Source organism: Sorangiineae bacterium MSr12523 (assembly GCA_037157775.1).
GTDB lineage: Bacteria > Myxococcota_A > Polyangia > Polyangiales > Polyangiaceae > Pendulispora > Pendulispora brunnea.
This window is the reverse complement of the sequence record CP089982.1, coordinates 6,389,410-6,405,476: the sequence shown is the minus strand read 5'-3', so window position 1 is coordinate 6,405,476 and position 16,067 is coordinate 6,389,410. Positions and strand designations below refer to the sequence as shown.

General features: G+C 67.5%; 18 protein-coding genes. 8 read left to right on the top strand and 10 right to left on the bottom strand.

Translation table 11 applies throughout. The features are described from left to right. Positions 1–28 precede the first annotated feature (28 nt). On the bottom strand, positions 29–1,510 hold the full coding sequence (locus tag LZC95_24770) for a protein kinase (GenBank protein ID WXB00016.1): 1,482 nt from the start codon (positions 1,508–1,510) through the stop codon (positions 29–31). Between the two features lie 8 nt (positions 1,511–1,518). Further along, positions 1,519–2,502, bottom strand: a complete 984-nt coding sequence (locus tag LZC95_24765) for an outer membrane protein assembly factor BamD (protein ID WXB00015.1) — start codon at positions 2,500–2,502, stop codon at positions 1,519–1,521. Positions 2,503–2,870: 368 nt separating this feature from the next. On the opposite strand from LZC95_24765, the gene LZC95_24760 reads away from it, so the two are divergent. Next, the gene (locus LZC95_24760) at positions 2,871–3,692 is read left to right on the top strand and encodes a hypothetical protein (GenBank protein WXB00014.1); all 822 of its coding nucleotides are present in this window, start codon (positions 2,871–2,873) and stop codon (positions 3,690–3,692) included. A gap of 7 nt (positions 3,693–3,699) precedes the next feature. On the opposite strand, the gene LZC95_24755 is transcribed toward LZC95_24760, so the two are convergent. From LZC95_24755 to LZC95_24740, 4 genes are all read right to left on the bottom strand, one after another. Continuing rightward, entirely contained in the window at positions 3,700–4,122 is a 423-nt protein-coding gene (locus LZC95_24755; protein ID WXB00013.1) for a hypothetical protein, read from the bottom strand. 50 nt (positions 4,123–4,172) lie between these two features. Beyond that, positions 4,173–6,140: a protein kinase gene (locus tag LZC95_24750; GenBank protein WXB00012.1), complete on the bottom strand. Its 1,968-nt coding sequence runs from the start codon at positions 6,138–6,140 to the stop codon at positions 4,173–4,175. 11 nt (positions 6,141–6,151) lie between these two features. After that, positions 6,152–6,952: a DUF882 domain-containing protein gene (locus LZC95_24745; GenBank protein WXB00011.1), complete on the bottom strand. Its 801-nt coding sequence runs from the start codon at positions 6,950–6,952 to the stop codon at positions 6,152–6,154. A 65-nt stretch (positions 6,953–7,017) separates the two neighbouring features. Further along, on the bottom strand, positions 7,018–7,830 hold the full coding sequence (locus tag LZC95_24740; GenBank protein ID WXB00010.1) for a hypothetical protein: 813 nt from the start codon (positions 7,828–7,830) through the stop codon (positions 7,018–7,020). 150 nt (positions 7,831–7,980) lie between these two features. On the opposite strand from LZC95_24740, the gene LZC95_24735 reads away from it, so the two are divergent. Further along, positions 7,981–8,598, top strand: coding sequence for a hypothetical protein (locus LZC95_24735; protein WXB00009.1), 618 nt, complete (start codon positions 7,981–7,983; stop codon positions 8,596–8,598). Here LZC95_24735 and LZC95_24730 read toward each other — a convergent pair. The 4 genes from LZC95_24730 to LZC95_24715 all read right to left on the bottom strand — a co-directional run bounded on the left by LZC95_24730 (position 8,595) and on the right by LZC95_24715 (position 11,044). Then, the gene (locus LZC95_24730; protein WXB00008.1) at positions 8,595–9,185 is read right to left on the bottom strand and encodes a TetR family transcriptional regulator; all 591 of its coding nucleotides are present in this window, start codon (positions 9,183–9,185) and stop codon (positions 8,595–8,597) included. The genes LZC95_24735 and LZC95_24730 overlap by 4 nt on opposite strands. Continuing rightward, positions 9,166–9,837, bottom strand: a complete 672-nt coding sequence (locus LZC95_24725; GenBank protein WXB00007.1) for an L-2-amino-thiazoline-4-carboxylic acid hydrolase — start codon at positions 9,835–9,837, stop codon at positions 9,166–9,168. Before LZC95_24725 ends, LZC95_24730 begins: the two co-directional genes overlap by 20 nt. Positions 9,838–9,908: 71 nt before the next feature. Further along, on the bottom strand, positions 9,909–10,595 hold the full coding sequence (locus tag LZC95_24720; protein WXB00006.1) for a hypothetical protein: 687 nt from the start codon (positions 10,593–10,595) through the stop codon (positions 9,909–9,911). 143 nt (positions 10,596–10,738) lie between these two features. Next, positions 10,739–11,044, bottom strand: a complete 306-nt coding sequence (locus LZC95_24715) for a YfhL family 4Fe-4S dicluster ferredoxin (GenBank protein WXB00005.1) — start codon at positions 11,042–11,044, stop codon at positions 10,739–10,741. 94 nt (positions 11,045–11,138) lie between these two features. Between LZC95_24715 and LZC95_24710 the strand changes: the two genes are divergently transcribed. The 6 genes from LZC95_24710 to LZC95_24685 are packed head-to-tail and all read left to right on the top strand — an operon-like array spanning position 11,139 to position 16,062. Next, complete coding sequence (locus LZC95_24710) at positions 11,139–11,720, top strand: hypothetical protein (GenBank protein WXB00004.1); 582 nt, start codon at positions 11,139–11,141, stop codon at positions 11,718–11,720. A 46-nt stretch (positions 11,721–11,766) separates the two neighbouring features. Then, the gene (locus LZC95_24705; protein ID WXB00003.1) at positions 11,767–12,681 is read left to right on the top strand and encodes an ABC transporter permease; all 915 of its coding nucleotides are present in this window, start codon (positions 11,767–11,769) and stop codon (positions 12,679–12,681) included. Beyond that, positions 12,678–13,439: an ABC transporter permease subunit gene (locus tag LZC95_24700; GenBank protein WXB00002.1), complete on the top strand. Its 762-nt coding sequence runs from the start codon at positions 12,678–12,680 to the stop codon at positions 13,437–13,439. Before LZC95_24705 ends, LZC95_24700 begins: the two co-directional genes overlap by 4 nt. A gap of 26 nt (positions 13,440–13,465) precedes the next feature. Continuing rightward, entirely contained in the window at positions 13,466–14,545 is a 1,080-nt protein-coding gene (locus LZC95_24695) for a HEAT repeat domain-containing protein (GenBank protein ID WXB00001.1), read from the top strand. Between the two features lie 33 nt (positions 14,546–14,578). Further along, a complete protein-coding gene (locus tag LZC95_24690; GenBank protein ID WXA99999.1) occupies positions 14,579–15,565 on the top strand; it encodes a hypothetical protein in 987 nt (328 codons plus the stop codon). Beyond that, the gene (locus LZC95_24685) at positions 15,562–16,062 is read left to right on the top strand and encodes a DUF4149 domain-containing protein (protein WXA99998.1); all 501 of its coding nucleotides are present in this window, start codon (positions 15,562–15,564) and stop codon (positions 16,060–16,062) included. Before LZC95_24690 ends, LZC95_24685 begins: the two co-directional genes overlap by 4 nt. Positions 16,063–16,067 lie beyond the last annotated feature (5 nt).

Below are 16,067 nucleotides of genomic sequence, written 5' to 3'. Positions count from 1 at the left end.
CGCCGGCGACTACGCCGTCAAGAGCGACTCACGGGCCGTAAGGATTGGGCGGCGGCTTTGCTGGGATGATGCGTGGAGTAGGAGGAGAAGGTGGAGAAGGCGGAGCCGATTCCGTTTTTCCCGTGCGCCGTGGCGGAGCTGTCTTTGCTGCGGGTTTTGCAGAGGGGGAGGCCGAAGCCGACGCGCTTGGAGTCGTCGGCACGTCCTTGAAAGTAGAGCCAAGGGTGGACTCTGTCTCCTGAGCGGTCGACGGATACATCTCCGCCGCAGGTTGTGCCGTTGCCGGAGTAGGTGGTGCCGAGGCCACCGTATGCACGCTGGAGGCGGTACGCGCATTTCCCTTCACGCGATGTGCGATCCACGCGCCCGTGGAGACGGCGGTGGCCACGAGAAGCACGCCTGCGAGCACCGAGAGCGGAACCGCAGTGCCAAACCGTGCGCGTGCCGTGTGCAGGACGCTCTGCGTCACGCTCTGGGCGGGGGCCGACTGCGTGAAGCTCGGCGCGTCCACGACGGGATGCGCTTGCGAAATGGCTGCCGGCGGCACCGCGGTTTCCTGCTTCGGCGACGAGTTCTCGCTGACGAAGCGACGCCGGCGCTCGGTGAGCTCCGCCCCGAAGGCGCTCTCCACGAGCTTTGCCACCTCGATGTGCGAGCCAACCAAATTCGAGGCGCGCGCCCGCAGCTCGAGCTCGCGCGCGAAGTCACCCGCCGTGGGAAAGCGGTAATCCGGCTGCCGCGCGAGCGCACGCAAGATCGCCGGATCGAGCATCGCGAGATGTGCGTGGTACGCCGAGGGCGGCGGGATGTTCTGCGCCGCGACCCGCTTGAGCGTCTCCAGCTCGGTGGCGGCTTTGAACAGCCGCTCGCCGGTCATCACCTCCCAGGCGATGATCCCCAGCGAAAAGAGATCGCTGCGCGCGTCCACGTAGTGCCGCTCGATGTACTCGGGGGCCATGTACGCGAGCTTGCCCTTGAGCACACCGGTGGCCGTCTCCTCGGCGGTGCGCTCCAGCGTCTTCGCCACGCCAAAGTCGGCGATGCGCGCCATGCCATCGCGGCCGATGAGCACGTTGCTCGGCGATACGTCGCGGTGAACGAGGTGGAGCGGCTGCCCGGAGTCGTCGGTGGTGCGGTGCGCGGCATCGAGGCCGGCGGCCGTATCGAGCAGGATGCGCATCATCTCGCGCGGGCACTGCGACGTATCGATCCGGCGCATCAAGTCCGAGAGGGTGCATCCCTCGATGTAATCCAGGACCAGGATGACGTCGCCCGCGTCCTCCGTGACATCGATCACGCCGACCACGTTGGGGTGGTGAATGCGCGACGCGAGGCGTGCCTCCCGTTTCAATCCATCGACCAGATCCGGATCGAGCCGCACGTGCTCGTGCGCCCGCTTGAGCGCGACCAAGTGCGAGAATCCGACGTCGCCCTGCACGCGCCCCACGTAAACGGTGGCCATTCCCCCAGTGCCCAGCCGCGCCAGTGATTCGTAGCGCGTCGCTGTCATTGGAGGCGTCATTGGAATCGCCCGACCAAGAGCACCGAGCCGGGGCCCACGGCAACGGACACGGGCTTCGAGGCTGCGGCGCTGTTCTTCGAAGGATGAAAATCGGTCAGCGCGGCCAGCACGATGGTCGTTGCAGCGAAGGCGCCCGTGACGCCCCATGCGACGCGCGCGAGTGTTTGCGCCGACTCGCCATCATCCGCGGTTTGCTGCGACGGGTTCGACACGAAGTCATCGTGCTTGCTCTTCGTCATCACGGTGAAGACCGTCGCCGTCGCCACGGCCGCTCCGGTGACGCCCAGCGCGGTCCAGAAGTACACCGGTGCGATGCCCGAGGTGTGGCGCTCCGGGAGGATCTCCGGCGGAGGCTGCACCTCGTGCCCGTCGGTCTTCGGCGAGCCTGCCACGGCCACACCCGTCGCTGCCGGCGCGAGCTCCGACGACGACGCCGTCACGTCGGCCGTCGCGCCTGCGGCCACCGAGATCTCGCGATCCACGGGCTTGCCATTTCGAGCGCGAAGGTGCGCGATGTGCTTTCCAGGCGCGACCCAAACGGCGCGGCCGCCTTCGATGGTGCGCTCTGCGTTGTCGTCCACCGTCGCGGTGCAAGCCACATCGACCGGGCACACCACGCGGATCTTTCCGGCCGAGCCGACGAATTTCTTCTTCAGCCTTTGCGCCAACTCCGCCAATGCGCCATCGACCGCGCGAGTCTCCGCGCGCTCGACGAGCTCCATGGCCAGCACGCCGTCGGTGCTGGAGAGCGATGCGGCCATCGCGAGTTGCAAGGCGCGCGAGTTGGGCACCCGCTCGTCGGCGCGCGCGAAGTGTTGCGCGGCCGTCGTGTAGTCCTTTTTTTCGTACGCGGCTGCGCCGGCGTCGTACTCGGCTCGCGCTTGCTTGGACGCATCGTCCGCCCGAGCGGAAGCCGTCCACGCGCTCGCGAAGAGAACGGTAAAGGCCCCCGCCAAGACGATACGTTGTCGATTGCTCACGCCGCTCGCGCTCCTCGAATCCGTCGCATCAGCCGCCCGCCGCCAGCGCGCCCGAAGCCACCGATTCCTCCAGGGATTTTACACGTTGACGCATTCTTGTCCCCTAATGGCCTGAGTTTCGGTGCTTGGCGATCTTTTTATCCACAGCGGAACGATGGCGGCGCCATGGCTGCAGAAACCCGGAGGAAACGCAGAATAGTTGACACCGCTCACAATTGCTGACCCCGGCGATCGTCGTGGGATGGTAGGGTCCTCCCTTTCAGGCTCAACCTTGGCTTGGCCGTGCGACCCCCATCGTGCGCGCAAGTCCCTCCTCTCACGTCCGGGTCCGTCATGTGACGGCCCATCAACGACAGGGTGTCAATGCGATGAAGGGCAGACTCTTTATCTCCGCGTTCGTTCTGTGTACCTCGTGGGCGTCGGCGGCCGCCGCGGATACCTCGCTGGAGATCCTTCACGGCTGGAACTACAACAACGACTTCAACGGCGCGAAGGAACGCACCATCTACACCGTGAAGACGTTCCAGCCCTGGCAATACGGGACGTTCTTTCTTTACTACGACATCACCGGGCCTTTCACGCCGCCCGACTCGAAGGTACTGCCGAACGAAAAGGGAGGGTTCTTCGGCGGCCAATCCTTCACACTTTCGGCGAAGCGCATCGGCGAGAAGATCTCGGGCGAGAAGTGGGACTGGGGTGCGCTCGGCGACGTGTCGCTCCGCTACGAGATGGAGCACGTGTCGAAGTTCGGCATGCTCATGTACTACGGACTTCAGTGGGACCTGAAGATCCCGGGCTTCGACTTCGTGGCCGCGACGACCGTCATCCGTGACGACTGGTCCTTGAAGGGCGTCGACCTGCAGATCGGCGGCGCATGGCAAATGACGATTCCGCTCGGGAACATCACCGACTTCGTCTTCGCGGGCTTCGTGCAGTGGGGCATGTTCGGCGAGGGCAGCGGCGCCATCGAGTTCTGCGACGACGGTGTCGACAAGTGCGTTCATGTGCAGCAAAAAGGTGCGCCCTTCGTGACGTCGCAGCCGCAGTTTTTGCTCGACGTGGGCAAGCTGGCGCGCATCACCGATCGGCACTTCTACGCGGGCATCGAATACCAAATTGCGCTCAACCGCTATTTGCAAAAGGGCGTGAACGAGAACCTGGCGCAGGTCATGTTCAAGTGGGCCCTTTGATACGAATTTAGAAAACTTGCCCCGGCCCGAGGAGGAAGATGCGCAGGCGCGCCCGCTCCTCGGGATTCAGTACTTCGTCGAGCCAGCGGATGGCCGCATGGGGATCGGTAAAGACGCGTCGTGCCGGATCGGCGGATGCACGCGAGATGCGTTCGATCTGCATATGGGCCGTGGCCTGCGCGGGGGACATGACGTCGGCGCATCGTTCGAAGTGACCGCGGATGCCCTCCATCAAGGCAACGAGGCGATCGGCGAGGTGGGGCGGCAGTACGGTGGCGCGGCGAAGATCGACGCACATCACGGCGTTCGGGATGGTGTCGAGGAACTCGATCAAGCTGGCCGCGGCTCCTTCATCGAGTTCGCTCACGTCGGGCGGGGGAATGTGGCGAAGTTCGACCAGGCGACCGACTTCGCGTGCGCGGATCATCATTGTGGGCTTCCAACGTCCCTACCATGCGCATTGGCCATTTCGGGAGGATGTTAGACCAGCCGCAACAAGGCTTCGCGATCGTGGTCGGCTGTCGCGACGTGTGAGCCTCGTGCATCCGGCGCCGGCGGTGCGAACCGCAAGAGCACGGCGCCGGAGGGATCCAGGCGAACGTGCGAGCGGTGGACGTTGCCGTGAACGATGCCAGCACGGTGAAGCGCGTCGAGTGCGCTGGCGAGCCGTGTGCGATCCTCATCGGTGAGCCAGCGATCGAGCGGGCGGTCGTTCGCATCGAGCCAAATTTCGCCGGCGCGGCGGTCCACGCGATAGACGATTTGCAACCCGGGATGCTCGGCGCGCGCGAAGGCGGAGGCGCGCGCGAGCGTCGGCGGATCGAGTGGCACGCGAAGAATGGGCCTCTCGAGCCATGCGTCCACATCGGGCTGCCCCGCCACACCGACTCGGACGCGGGCGGATTCTTCCGCCATCTCGTTCGAGCGGCGCCGCGATGCTTCGGAGGGCGCGCTCGGTCGCGGCGCAGGGGCACCGAACCAGCTAGGCCAGGGCAGGGCAGTCAGGGCACGTCGTGCCGAGCGTGCATCGCTCGGGCGGCGCGCGGGATCGAGCGCGACGAGTGCGTGCACCACCGTGTCATGGCGCGCGTCGAGATCGCGGTGGTTCGCGCTGGGCAGCCGGGCGATATCCCCGAGCTCACCGGTGAGCATTTCCAAGAGCACCGCCCCGACGCCGTACAGATCGCTCGCGAGGGAGGCGGGCTCGCCGGCGCGCTGCTCGGGGCTCATGTACGAAAGGGTGCCGATGACGCCCGCCGTGGCCGTGGCGGAGAGATCGCCCAAGTGTGCGGCGCCGAAGTCGGCGAGGCGGGCGGTTCCGGCGCCGTCGAAGAGCACGTTCGACGGCTTGATGTCGCGGTGCAAAACGCCCACGCGGTGCGCTTCCTCGAGGGCGCCGAGAAGGGCGCACGCGATTTCGACGGCGCGGGCCGGTGCAATGGGCCCGCGGGCGAGCATCTCCTCCAAGGTGCCGCCGGGCATCCAGTCGAGCACCAGCGCGGGGCCATCGGGAAAGTAGTCGCGAAGCGGCACCACGTTGGGATGATCGATCGACGCCAGAACGCGCTGCTCGCGCTCGAAGCGCGCGAGCACGTCGCGCCCTGCGCCGCGTGCGCTGTAGCCTGCGTAAATCTTGATGGCCACGCGCTCGCCTCGCACCGTGTCGATGCACTCGAGCACGCGCGAGCTCGGCGTCGAGGCGATCTCGCGCACCACTTCGTAACGTCCGTAGATCCGCGTCGCGGGCGGGCGCGATGGACGGAGCGGCGCCGCGGGCTCCTCGGGCGCGGGCACTTCGCCCATCGCGGCGAGCTCGCGTCTGGCCTCCGCGGCAGCCTGCTCGAGTCCGAGCTGCTCGAGCGCGCGCACGAGCAGGCGCAGCGCGGGCAGGCGTTCGGCCGCGTCGGGCGGGATGCCTTGCAGGGTGCGCGCGGCGGCCTGGGCCTTGCCGTATCGAACGAGAAGCCCGCCCAGCGCAAGGTGGTTCGGCCAATGCAACGGCGCCCGCCGCGCCGCCGTCTCCAGCACGCGCGCGGCGCCCACCACGTCGTGTGCTGCCTCGAGCAGCTCGGCGGCGCGCACCGCATTGCCGGCGCGATCCCATGCACGCGCGGCCTCGGCGGATCGGCCCACGCTCTCGAAGATGCGCGCGGCCCACGCATGATCGCCGTGGGCCTCCAGCGACACGGCCACGTGCTCTGCGATCTGCGGCGAAGCCACCAAGTTCGCGAGCGCCCGCTCGATGAGCGCATCGTCGCGCGACAGGACCGAAAGCCGCATGGCCCGTCCGGCATCCGACGTGCGCAGAGCCTCGGTCGCGGCGAGGTGCCACTCACAGGCGCGCTCGAACAGGGCACTCGCCGTGGTGGCATCTCCGCGTGCACTCGCCAGGGCGGCGGCGTCGGCGATGCGTTGTTCTCGGATCAACCTCGCGATGTCGTCATCCATCGCGCACCGCCTCAGAACTCCGCGCCGTCGGGCGAGCCGTTGCCGTTCTCCATCGTCTCTTCGTCGTCGTCCTCGTCGGGCGTCGCCGGCGCCGCCTGCGAGGGGCGCGTGCGAAGCCATGCATCGACGTCGCCGAACGGCGCGAAGGGCGGGGAAGGGCGCTCGCCGCGCGTGACGGCCTGCGAATCGCTGCGGGCCGCGAGATCGCCGAGGATGCCGCGTTCGCGGTTTCGCCGGCCAGGGCCGCTGCGATCGACCCAGAAATAGCTGCGCGAGCGCACGTCGACGTGCACGAACCCGCTCGCAGGGTAGACGCCGATGCCGACGAAGCCGAGCTCGCGCGCGAACTTCGCCACCTCTTCGTCGCTGGCGCCCGGCACGATCATGTCCAGCGCCCGCCCCAAGCCGTGGTTCGATTTGCGATGCCGCCGCGGCGCGCGGTACGCCGACACGATGCGCAGCTCCTGCGCGTGGAAGTAGGTTTGAATGCGGTAAGCGAGGTCGAGCAGCCGCGGATCCATCGGATGCTCGCACCCGTTTCGCGAATCGCGAAGCACGTGGGCCGCGCGATCCAGATCGCGCGCCGAGAACCCGCCGTGGTCGCTGCGTGCGGCCATTTCGACGCGGTCGTTCGTGTTCAGCGAATAGAGCGCGAGTTTCGGGCGCCCTTCCTCATCGACCGGGGGCGCCTTGTTCGGCGTGGGCGTATGCCAGCTGCGCATGCGCGCGCTCTGTTGCGCGGCCTTGGCACTCGTCTTCTTGGGTTTCTGCACGGTGGGCGCAGCGGCCAAGGCCACCGTCGACACAAGCATGCAACCGAGCACGCACCATCGCGTCGTAGATCCGAACCAACCTCTCAAGCGCCCTCGTGGATCCTCTAACGGCGCCGGAACGTGGCGACCCGCGCGAAATCGAAACGCAGAACACCCGAGTCGATTCCCTTGGCGCGGAAGGACTCGCGGTGCACGCGGTGAATGGCGATGGTGCCCTCGTCCGCGACGAACGCCGTCGCGGCGAGCGTGGCGCGTCCGGTGTCCGCAAAAGAACAGCGGACGCCCGTATCGCGTGTGCCTGCCCCACCCACCGAAGCTGCCTTGGCGGACACGTCGATGTAGACGACGTCGTCATCCGCCGAGCCCTCCGTGGTCCAAGCGATTTCCGTTGGATCCACGGCCGGGATGAACACGGGAGACCCATCGACCCGGTGCGAAAGCGCCTGATCGGCGATGCGGATGTCGCCCGGCTCGCCCTTGGCGGTGGCTTCCACCGTGAAGGGGGCGATTTCCTGCTCCGGCGAACCCGCCGCGCGAAACACGTAGCGGCCCTTGGCCGGAAACGCGTCGCCCTCGCCGCGCGCCGTGTAGACGACGCCGCTCACGAGATCGACCACGTCGGGCACTTGCCGGGCGACGAGCTTGGTCTCCGGCTTTCCCTCGGCCGCGGACCCGCCTGAAAGCTCGAACGAGAGCGCTCCGACATTGAGCAGCTCGAGGCTGCGCGCCAGCTTGGTGGCGGAGCTCGCCCCCGAAAGGCGGCTGCACGAACCCACGGGCGGTAACTCGATGGCGGCGCCTACGAGCCGGAGCGAATCGCCATCCACGACGCCCGCGCGCGAGCGAACGAACCGGGCGATGATGTCGCTCTTCGGGGCCTCGGTGCCGCTGGCTCCCGTCGTGCGTTCGACCGTCACGATGCCGGTGACCGCGCTCGCTTCCGCGTCGGTTGATTCCGAGGAGGCCGCTATATTGGCCGAGCAGCCAACGCTGAGCACCCCAAAAAGGGGTCCCGCGATCGATAAAATTCGAGTCCGAGCCGACACGACGATTAAGGGTAGACGGGTATGCCCCCTCACGCAATCCAAGATCACATGCTCATCCTTGCTGCGTTCCCTCCGGAGCTCGAGCCATTTTCGGAACGCTATCGCAAGGATGCCCGCGCCATTGGCGTAGGCCTCGTCACGGCCGCGCACGCCACCGGTGCCTTGTTGGCCTCGGCCAAGCCGGCGGCGGTTCTTCTGGTGGGAAGCTGCGGCGTGTATCCGGGCCGCGCGCCCGCGGCGGGTGCGGTCGTGGTTGCCACCCGCACGGTGCTGGCGGACGCCGGGGTGGCGCAGGATCAAGCGGCGCTTCCGCCGCCGATGGCGACGCATGCGCCAACCGACCCGGCCTGGGTGGAACGTTTCGTCGCCGGCGGATGCCTCCCCGCCATCGTCGCCGGCACATTGGGCATCGCGACCGACGATCGGCTCGCCCACGCCTTGGCCGAGCGCAGCGGGGCGGACGTTGAAAACCTGGAGGCCTTCGCGGTGGCCGCCGCCTGCGCCGCCGTATCCGTACCCTGCGTTGCCGTACTGGGCGTGACCAACGTCGTCGGCAGCCAAGGCCGCATCCAATGGCGCGACAACCACCGCACCGTCGCCGCCCGCGTCGTCGAAATCGTCGAGCGCGTGCTCGGCTAAAGCACCCCGTCGAGGAACAACGCGGCGAGGCGCTCGGGCGCGGCCGATACCGACGCAGGATGCAAGGTCGCCGACACCGCGGCGCCGTTCAGAAAGATGACGATGGTGCGCGCCCGATCGAGTGCGTCGGCGGAGTGGCCTGCAGCTTCCAGGACCTTGGCCAGAGAGATCGTCAGCTCCTCGAGGGCGCCCTGCTTGTGCGCGATGCCCGCGTCGTCGCGAAAATCGGGAAGCGAAAGGTCACCCGAGAGGCTCATTTGCATCAGCGCCTGCATCTGCGGATCCGTCTGCACCGCGCGAAGAAAGCTGGCCACGAAGCCATGGATTTTCGCCGCGGGCTCTCCTTCGGTGCAAAGAACGTCGAGCACCGGGGCCATCACGCTGGTCCATCGTTCGCGCAAGATGGCGCCGTACAAATCGGCCTTGTTCGTGAAGTGGTGGTAGAACGCTCCCCGCGTTACGCCGGCCCGCTTCGCGATTTCTTCGAGCTGGGCGGCCGCGAAGCCCAGCTCCGCGAAGACACGAAGGCCCGCATCGAGGATGGTCTCGCGGGTCTTGGCAGCGTCTTCAGGGGTTCGTCTTGGCATGGGCTTTTTTCAGGAGCATCGGCCCCTCGAGGCGCATGAACCACATGCGGCAAAGGTCCGCCGTGGCGAAGGTGCTGGGGCGTGCGAAGCGCATACGATGGCGCGCGGGGTCGATGCCATCGATCCAGTTGAGATCGAAGCGACATAGCACGGGCTGCACCTCGGTTCGTTCGAGCGCGCGCAGCGTCTCGTGAAAGAGGCAGCGCCGCACGTTGAGCACGTAGCCGAAGCCGTCGTCGACGGGCCGCTCGAACGCGAAGGAGGGGCCGAAATAATGCTCTTCGCGTTCGCGCGAGCTCTGGGTGATGGCCTCGAAAGGGTCGGCGGACGCGTCGAGCATGCCCGCCGTGCCCTCGAGAACCCACGCGCGCAGCGGTTCGTTGAGGCAAGCGTCGACGATGTGCAGCGCTTTTTCGGAGCCAAGCTGCGGCAGGAGCACGTCGTACGCCGCCACGGCCAGCAAGGTGAAGCCGACGTTGCCCTCATCGAGCTCGTTGTGGATCAGGTGCCGCGTCTTCGGCGCAAGACCCCGGATGCGGTCCCGAATCGACGACTCCTCGCCGCCGAGGGAAAGCTTTCCCAGGTGCTCGAAGAAGCTTTTCTCGATGAGCCCGAGTGCGGCGAGGGGCGAAAGCAGCAGTTTTTCATTCATGGATATTACATACATTCATGAATGTATGTATTCAAGCAAGCCCAAGTGTAGAAGGTCCCAGGGGCCTCTTTCTAGAAGGTCCACCAGAGCGAGCTCGCCGGGGTGAGGGCGAAGCCGGTGACGGTGACCTTGTTGGAGTTGTACTCGCCGTTGATGTGCGTGTACGAGCCGGCAAATTCCAGGGCCACGTGCACATGGCGAAAGCCCACCGCGAGGCCGGCGACGGCGCCGACGTAGAAGCGATCGGCGGAGAGATCCGGTCCAGGGGCCGAGGGTTTCTGCTCCGTGGTCAGGGCCCCGATGGAGACGTGCTCCCAGCCGCCGCGGGGACCGGCCCATAGCTTGTAAATCCCGCCCGAGCTTTCCCAGCCCACGAGAAGGGGGACGTCGGCGCCGTAGCCGCGCAGGCTTTCGAGGTCCACGTTCGTGAGCGTGCTGCCTTGCTGTTGCCCGTAGAACGGGACGGAGACGCCCACGCCGGCGGAGTACGACCACGCACCGGAGTCGAAGGCCTTACGGATGTCGATGCGCGCGGCCCGTCCGGTGTACGTGATGCCGCCTTCTGCGCCGGATCCGACGCCGACGCGCGCCGAGACATACGGTGCCAAGCCGGGGCCCATCGCCGCGGCGACGAGGGCACCTTTCGCGTAGGCCGGGTTGGTGCCCGGCTGGCCTTGCGGCTCGGGACCGGCGGCGGATAGGTCGCGTGCGACGCGTAGATCGTCCGCTGCGGAGCCCACCGCGATCTGGCCGCTCAAGCCTCCCGCAGCGCGGACCTCTCCGGGACCCAAAGCCCGTGCGGGGTGCAACAAAGGGGCTCCGCCCGCGCAGCCGCCGAGGCAAACGGCGGTTGCACCCAAGCCAAGAAACCCGAGATGTGCTCTGGCCCCCGGAAACCGCCTCACTTGCGGAAGCGAGACGCGAACTCGTTCGCCGAGGCCGCCTTCTTCAGCTCTTCATCTTCCGGGTGCAGGCGAAGCGCCCGCTCGAGAAGCACCTTCTCGTCCTCGGTGTGGTTCGGATCGGGAAGGCAGCACTCGACGGGGCAAACGGCCTGGCAGGCCTCGTGGTCGTGAAACCCAACGCACTCGGTGCAGAGCTCCGGATCGATGACGTAGATCTCGTCGCCCTCGCTAATGGCCTCGTTCGGGCACTCCGGTTCGCATGCTCCACAATTAATGCAGTCCGCCGTGATGTACGTCGACATGATCGTTTGCTGCGCAACCTACGGGTCGATTCCCGTTGTGTCAAACAAGACCTGTTGCTGCTTTTCCGGGACGCGACTACGGTCGGCGCGGCTCATGCTTTTTCGCCGCCTTAGCATCTTGTTTTCCGCGCTCATTGCAACGGCCGGGTGCACCCCCTCCATCGGTGACAGCTGCACGGTCTCCACCAACTGCTCGTCCTCGGGCGACCGGCTCTGCGACAATTCGCAGCCTGGTGGGTACTGCACCGTGTTCAACTGCCAACCGGACAGGTGTCCTGACGAGGCCGCCTGCGTGCAGTTCCACGCGGCCGTGGACGGTTGCCCCTACAGTGACCGAAGCCAGCGCTCTGCAAAGAGCTTCTGCGTGAAGCACTGCGATTCCGATTCGGACTGCCGCGCCGAGTACCGGTGCGCCGCTCCGGGCGAGGCTCCGTACTTCGCGCAGATTCTCGACCGCAATCAGTCTCGCAAGGTCTGCGTTCCCATCGTCGGCGGAACGCTGGACGCCGGGCCCTTGCCGAACAATCCGCTGGTGTGCCAGCCCGGATCGGTGGTGGAGCCGCCCGACATCGATGCCTCGTCACCGAAGCCCGATGCAGGTGTGGACGCGGGCGACGCCGGTGTGACGGATGCCGGGACCGACGCGGGAGACGCCTCCGCCGATGGCGGCGGGTAAGTCGGCGTCCCGCGCTTCCTTTTCATTTACGCGCAGCCTCGTCGCGATGGCTTGGCGCGGCGCCGAAGCCGTGGCGCTGCTCGTGGTCCTCGCGTCGCTGGTCTTCTTGGCCCTGCGCACCTTGCCGGGCGATCCCGCAGCGCTGATCCTCGGTGACCAGGCGAGCGCCGCGGAGCTTTCTGCGCTGCGTGCGCGTCTGGGCTTCGATCGGCCGCTCTATGTGCAGTATGCACATTATTTGCGCGGCCTGCTGACGCTCGATTTCGGCGACTCCCTTCGCCGGCCCGGCGTGCGTGCGGCGGCCCGCGTCTTCGAGGCCCTGGGGCCCACCGGCGAGCTGGCCGGGCTGGCCGTGGCCATGGGATCGGTCGTGGGAATCACCTCCGCGGTGCTCGCCGTAGGGCCCTGGCTCGGTGCGGGGCGGCGTCACGTAGAGCGCGCGTTCGTCGTCGTGGCATCGACCCCGCTGCTCGCGTTTGCGCCGCTCCTGACCTACGTGTTCGCCGTGCGCTGGCGCGTACTTCCGCTGCCGGGGGATCCCGATGCGGGCTTTCTCGGGCTCGTCTTTGCCAGCGCGCTGCTGGCCGTGCCGCTCTCCGCGCACGTGGCGCGCATCGGGCGTGCGGCCCTTCAGGACGTGAGCGGCGCGCCGTTTCTGACGGTGGTGCGGGCCAAAGGGGGAAGCTTCGCGCGCGCGTGGTTCCTGCACGGGCTGCCCGCGACCTCGGGGCCCATCGTGACCACCATTGGGACGCAGCTCGGTGCGCTCCTCGGCGGTGCCGTGGTGCTGGAGCGGCTCTTCGAGCGGCCGGGGCTCGGTACCTTGATCCTCGAGTCGTACGCCTCGCGCGATCTGCCGGTGCTCGAGGCCTCCGTCGTGGCCGCGGGCTCGCTTTTCGTGGCGACGCAAGCGATTGCCGGCGCCGTGCATGCGGCCATCGACCCGCGGGTGCGGTCGTGAAGGCGCTTCCGCTGCTCCTGATTTTCCTCCTTTCGGCGGGGGTGGTGCTTTTTGGCCATGGCTCACCGACCCGGCTCGATCCCACGTTGGCCTGGATGGCGCCCAGCGTGGCGCGGCCGTTTGGATCGGGGGAGGGGGGCATCGATTTGCTGTCGCTCACGGCCCATGCGGAGCTTCGGGGCATCGTGCTCGCGGTGCTGGTGGCACTCGGTGGCTTCGTTCTGGGGACGCCGCTCGGTGCGGCGGCGGCGTTTGCGCGCGGCAGGTTCGAAAGCGGTGTGGCGCGCACGTGCGATCTCTTGCAGGCTTTCCCCACATTTCTGCTCGCGCTGGTGGTGCTCTCGGCGGTGCGCAGCCCCACGCGATGGCACCTGGGGCTCGTCTTCTCGCTGACCGCATGGGCGCCGTTCGCACGGCTCGCGCTGGCGCAAGCGCGCGTGCTTCGGGCGGCGGCGTTCGTCGATGCTTCGGTGGCGCTCGGCCAGACGCCGCCGCGGGTGTTTTGGCACCACGTCCTGCCGAATCTGCTCGGTGTGGTCAAAGTCCAGCTGGGGTCAACGGCTTCGGCCATCGTCGTGAGCGAGGCCGCCCTCGCGTTCGTCGGTTTCGGACCGCACGATGGCGTTTCCCTGGGCAACGTTCTCGATCAAGGGGTTGCCGCCATGCTTCGCGCGCCGCACGTGCTCACGGTGGGGGCGCTCGCGGTCTTCGTCACGAGCGCATCCATGCTGTTGGCGGCAGGGGCCGAACGGACGTAAAAGGGAGCAAGACGAGAAAGACCGAGATGCTGACGCCGCCGCTCGCCAGAAACCTCGAAGCCTCCGTGCGCGATCTCGAATCGACACGGCCCTCCACGCGTGCATCCTCGATTGCCGATCTGGTGCGCCATGCCCAGGGCGATGCGGCCGTGCGCACCCGGGCGATTCCGCTGCTCGAGAAAGCGCTTGCCTCGGATGCGGCGCCGGAGGTGCGCTCGGCCGCCGCCGTGGCGCTGGGCGATCTCGGTGCAAACGAGGCGTTGAGCGCGTTGCTCGTCGCGGTGGAAGATGCCGATCTCCACGTGCGGCAGATGGCTCTGAACGCCCTGGGCGAAATCGGCGACGTGCGCGCATTGCCCCGCTTGCGACGTGCGCTCGGCGACGGCCGGCCCGAGGTGCGCTACCAAGGCATCATCGCGTTCTGCCGCGTTTCGCAGGAAGAAGACGACACGCTCGAGGCCCTGGAGAAGGCGACGTCGGACGAGGACGCGGCGGTTCGCTACATCGCGCTGCGCATCGCCGAAGAGCGCATCGACACGACGGCGAAGCACTTGCCGCCGCCGTCGTGCAACGGCACCCGCTCGGCGCGGGCGGCGTCGTGGACGAAGCTCGGTCCGCGCGCCCGTGAGATGCTGCACGATCCGGCGCGCCAAGTCCGTGTGGTGGCGGCCATCTTCCTCGCCAAGACGGGCGACGACACGGGGCACGAGATCATCGAGCGCGTGGTGCGCGGGCAGCTCCGCGCGGACAAGGAAGACGAGCGCGAGGCCGTCGAAATCGCGGGAGAACTCGAGCTGCGCGAGCTCGTTCCGCACCTCGAACGCCGCGCGTGGGGCGCGGGAAAATGGCTGCGCGACACCTGCGCCTTCCACGCGAAGATCGCGCTGGCCCGCATGAGCCACCCGCGCGCGCAGGCCGAGATCACGCGCGATCTCGGCGCCGGAAAGCGCGAAACGCGTTCGGCCGCGGTGGTGGCCGCCGGGCGCGCCCGCCTGGTCGACTTGCGCGAAACCATCGCCGCGCTGCCCGACGACGCGGTCGATCCCGAGCTGCGAGCCGATGCCCTCCAGCGCTTGCAGCGCGGCCCCCATCGAGTGACGGAGTGACTGAGCGGCGCACCGATGCCTAAATCCGCCCCCATGCAGAAGGACTACTCCGGCGCGCGCTTCGATCCTGCGTTGCCTCGCCCGCACGTCGAAAGCTATTTCCTCAAGGCCAACGAGCCCAGCGGCCGGCGCGCCCTGTGGGTTCGCCACACGATCTACGCCGGGCGCCACGATGCTTCGCGGGCCGTCGCCGAGGCGTGGGCCATCTTTTTCGACCGCGATCGCGGCCACGTCGCCGTCAAGCAGCAGGTGCCTTTGCAGCGCGCCCGCTTTTCGCGCAGCGAGCTCGATATCTGCATCGACGGCGTCACCCTCGACGCGCGCATCGCCCGGGGGCGCCTCGAGGGCGGCAATCGCTCCGTGGGCTGGGATCTCACGCTCGCCTCGAACGGGCCGCCGCTTTTGCACTTCCCGCGCACGTTCATGTACGAGGGGCCGTTTCCCAGCTCCAAGCTCGTCTCGCTGCTTCCCGATGCGCGCGTTTACGGCACCATCGACGTGGGCGGCGAATCGGTGAACGTCGAGGGCTGGCCGGCCCTGCTCGGGCACAACTGGGGCAAGCGCAACGCGCACACGTACGCCTGGGGCCACTGCAACTCGTGGACGGGGGGCGAAGACGTCATGTTCGAGGGGACCAGCGCCCGCGTGAAAATCGGTCCCGTGCTCACGCCCGTGAGCACCATCTTGTGCCTGCGCCATCGCGGTGTGCGCTACGACTTGAACGGCGTCATGCAGATGATGAAAAACCGCGGCACCATCGGCATGCGCCGCTGGAGCTTTCGCGGCCACGGCGAGCTCGCGCGCATCGAGGGCGAGCTCTGGGCCGAGGACGACGACTTCGTCGGCCTGCACTACCCGAATCCCGATACGCCCATGACCTATTGCCTCAACACGAAGATCGCCCACGCCCGGCTGGAGGTCTCGATTCAAAAGCGCCCGCCCATGATCCTGGCCTCCACCCAAGCTGCGCTCGAGATCGGTACGCACGATCCCGACCACGGGATCCGGATGTACCTATGAGGGACCACACGCTGGAGAAGAGCGCCAGTACGGTGGCGTTGCTGGCCTGGGCGATTTGGCTGGGTGGTCTGGTCGCGCTCGGTGCCATCAGCGCCCCGCTGGTCTTTCGCAACGTGCCCGCGCCCTACAGCGCGAACGCGATGACCCTCGTGTTCCGAAGGTTCGACGTCTTTGCCATGGCGTGTGCGGCCATCGTGGTGGCGCGCGAGCTGGCCTCGGTGCTCATGACGCCGAAAATCCAGCGCCTCGATTCCGCCCGCATGGGCGCAGCGCTGCTTGCGGGCGCCCTCGCCGTGCTAGAAGGCGTGTGGATCTCACCCGTGATCGAGGAACTTCACCGCGCCGGCGCAGTGCGCAACATGGGCGATCTCGGGATGAAGCTGGAAGCCTTCCACGCACGCGCCGAATCCGTGTCGAAGGCGGAGCTCCTATTTCTGGTGGTCTACGTCGTGCTCTTCGTCTTTTCGGCGTCCCCACGTATAGTGAGGGATCCTTAGTTAGA

Excerpts from the sequence above, each read along its gene's own strand:
- LZC95_24770 (WXB00016.1), bottom strand. The coding sequence starts at position 1,510 with ATGACAGCGACGCGCTACGAATCACTGGCGCGGCTGGGCACTGGGGGA.
- LZC95_24760 (WXB00014.1), top strand. The coding sequence starts at position 2,871 with ATGAAGGGCAGACTCTTTATCTCCGCGTTCGTTCTGTGTACCTCGTGG.
- LZC95_24755 (WXB00013.1), bottom strand. The coding sequence starts at position 4,122 with ATGATGATCCGCGCACGCGAAGTCGGTCGCCTGGTCGAACTTCGCCAC.
- LZC95_24750 (WXB00012.1), bottom strand. The coding sequence starts at position 6,140 with ATGGATGACGACATCGCGAGGTTGATCCGAGAACAACGCATCGCCGAC.
- LZC95_24745 (WXB00011.1), bottom strand. The coding sequence starts at position 6,952 with ATGCTTGTGTCGACGGTGGCCTTGGCCGCTGCGCCCACCGTGCAGAAA.
- LZC95_24735 (WXB00009.1), top strand. The coding sequence starts at position 7,981 with ATGCCCCCTCACGCAATCCAAGATCACATGCTCATCCTTGCTGCGTTC.
- LZC95_24730 (WXB00008.1), bottom strand. The coding sequence starts at position 9,185 with ATGCCAAGACGAACCCCTGAAGACGCTGCCAAGACCCGCGAGACCATC.
- LZC95_24725 (WXB00007.1), bottom strand. The coding sequence starts at position 9,837 with ATGAATGAAAAACTGCTGCTTTCGCCCCTCGCCGCACTCGGGCTCATC.
- LZC95_24715 (WXB00005.1), bottom strand. The coding sequence starts at position 11,044 with ATGTCGACGTACATCACGGCGGACTGCATTAATTGTGGAGCATGCGAA.
- LZC95_24710 (WXB00004.1), top strand. The coding sequence starts at position 11,139 with ATGCTTTTTCGCCGCCTTAGCATCTTGTTTTCCGCGCTCATTGCAACG.
- LZC95_24705 (WXB00003.1), top strand. The coding sequence starts at position 11,767 with ATGGCTTGGCGCGGCGCCGAAGCCGTGGCGCTGCTCGTGGTCCTCGCG.
- LZC95_24695 (WXB00001.1), top strand. The coding sequence starts at position 13,466 with ATGCTGACGCCGCCGCTCGCCAGAAACCTCGAAGCCTCCGTGCGCGAT.
- LZC95_24690 (WXA99999.1), top strand. The coding sequence starts at position 14,579 with ATGCAGAAGGACTACTCCGGCGCGCGCTTCGATCCTGCGTTGCCTCGC.
- LZC95_24685 (WXA99998.1), top strand. The coding sequence starts at position 15,562 with ATGAGGGACCACACGCTGGAGAAGAGCGCCAGTACGGTGGCGTTGCTG.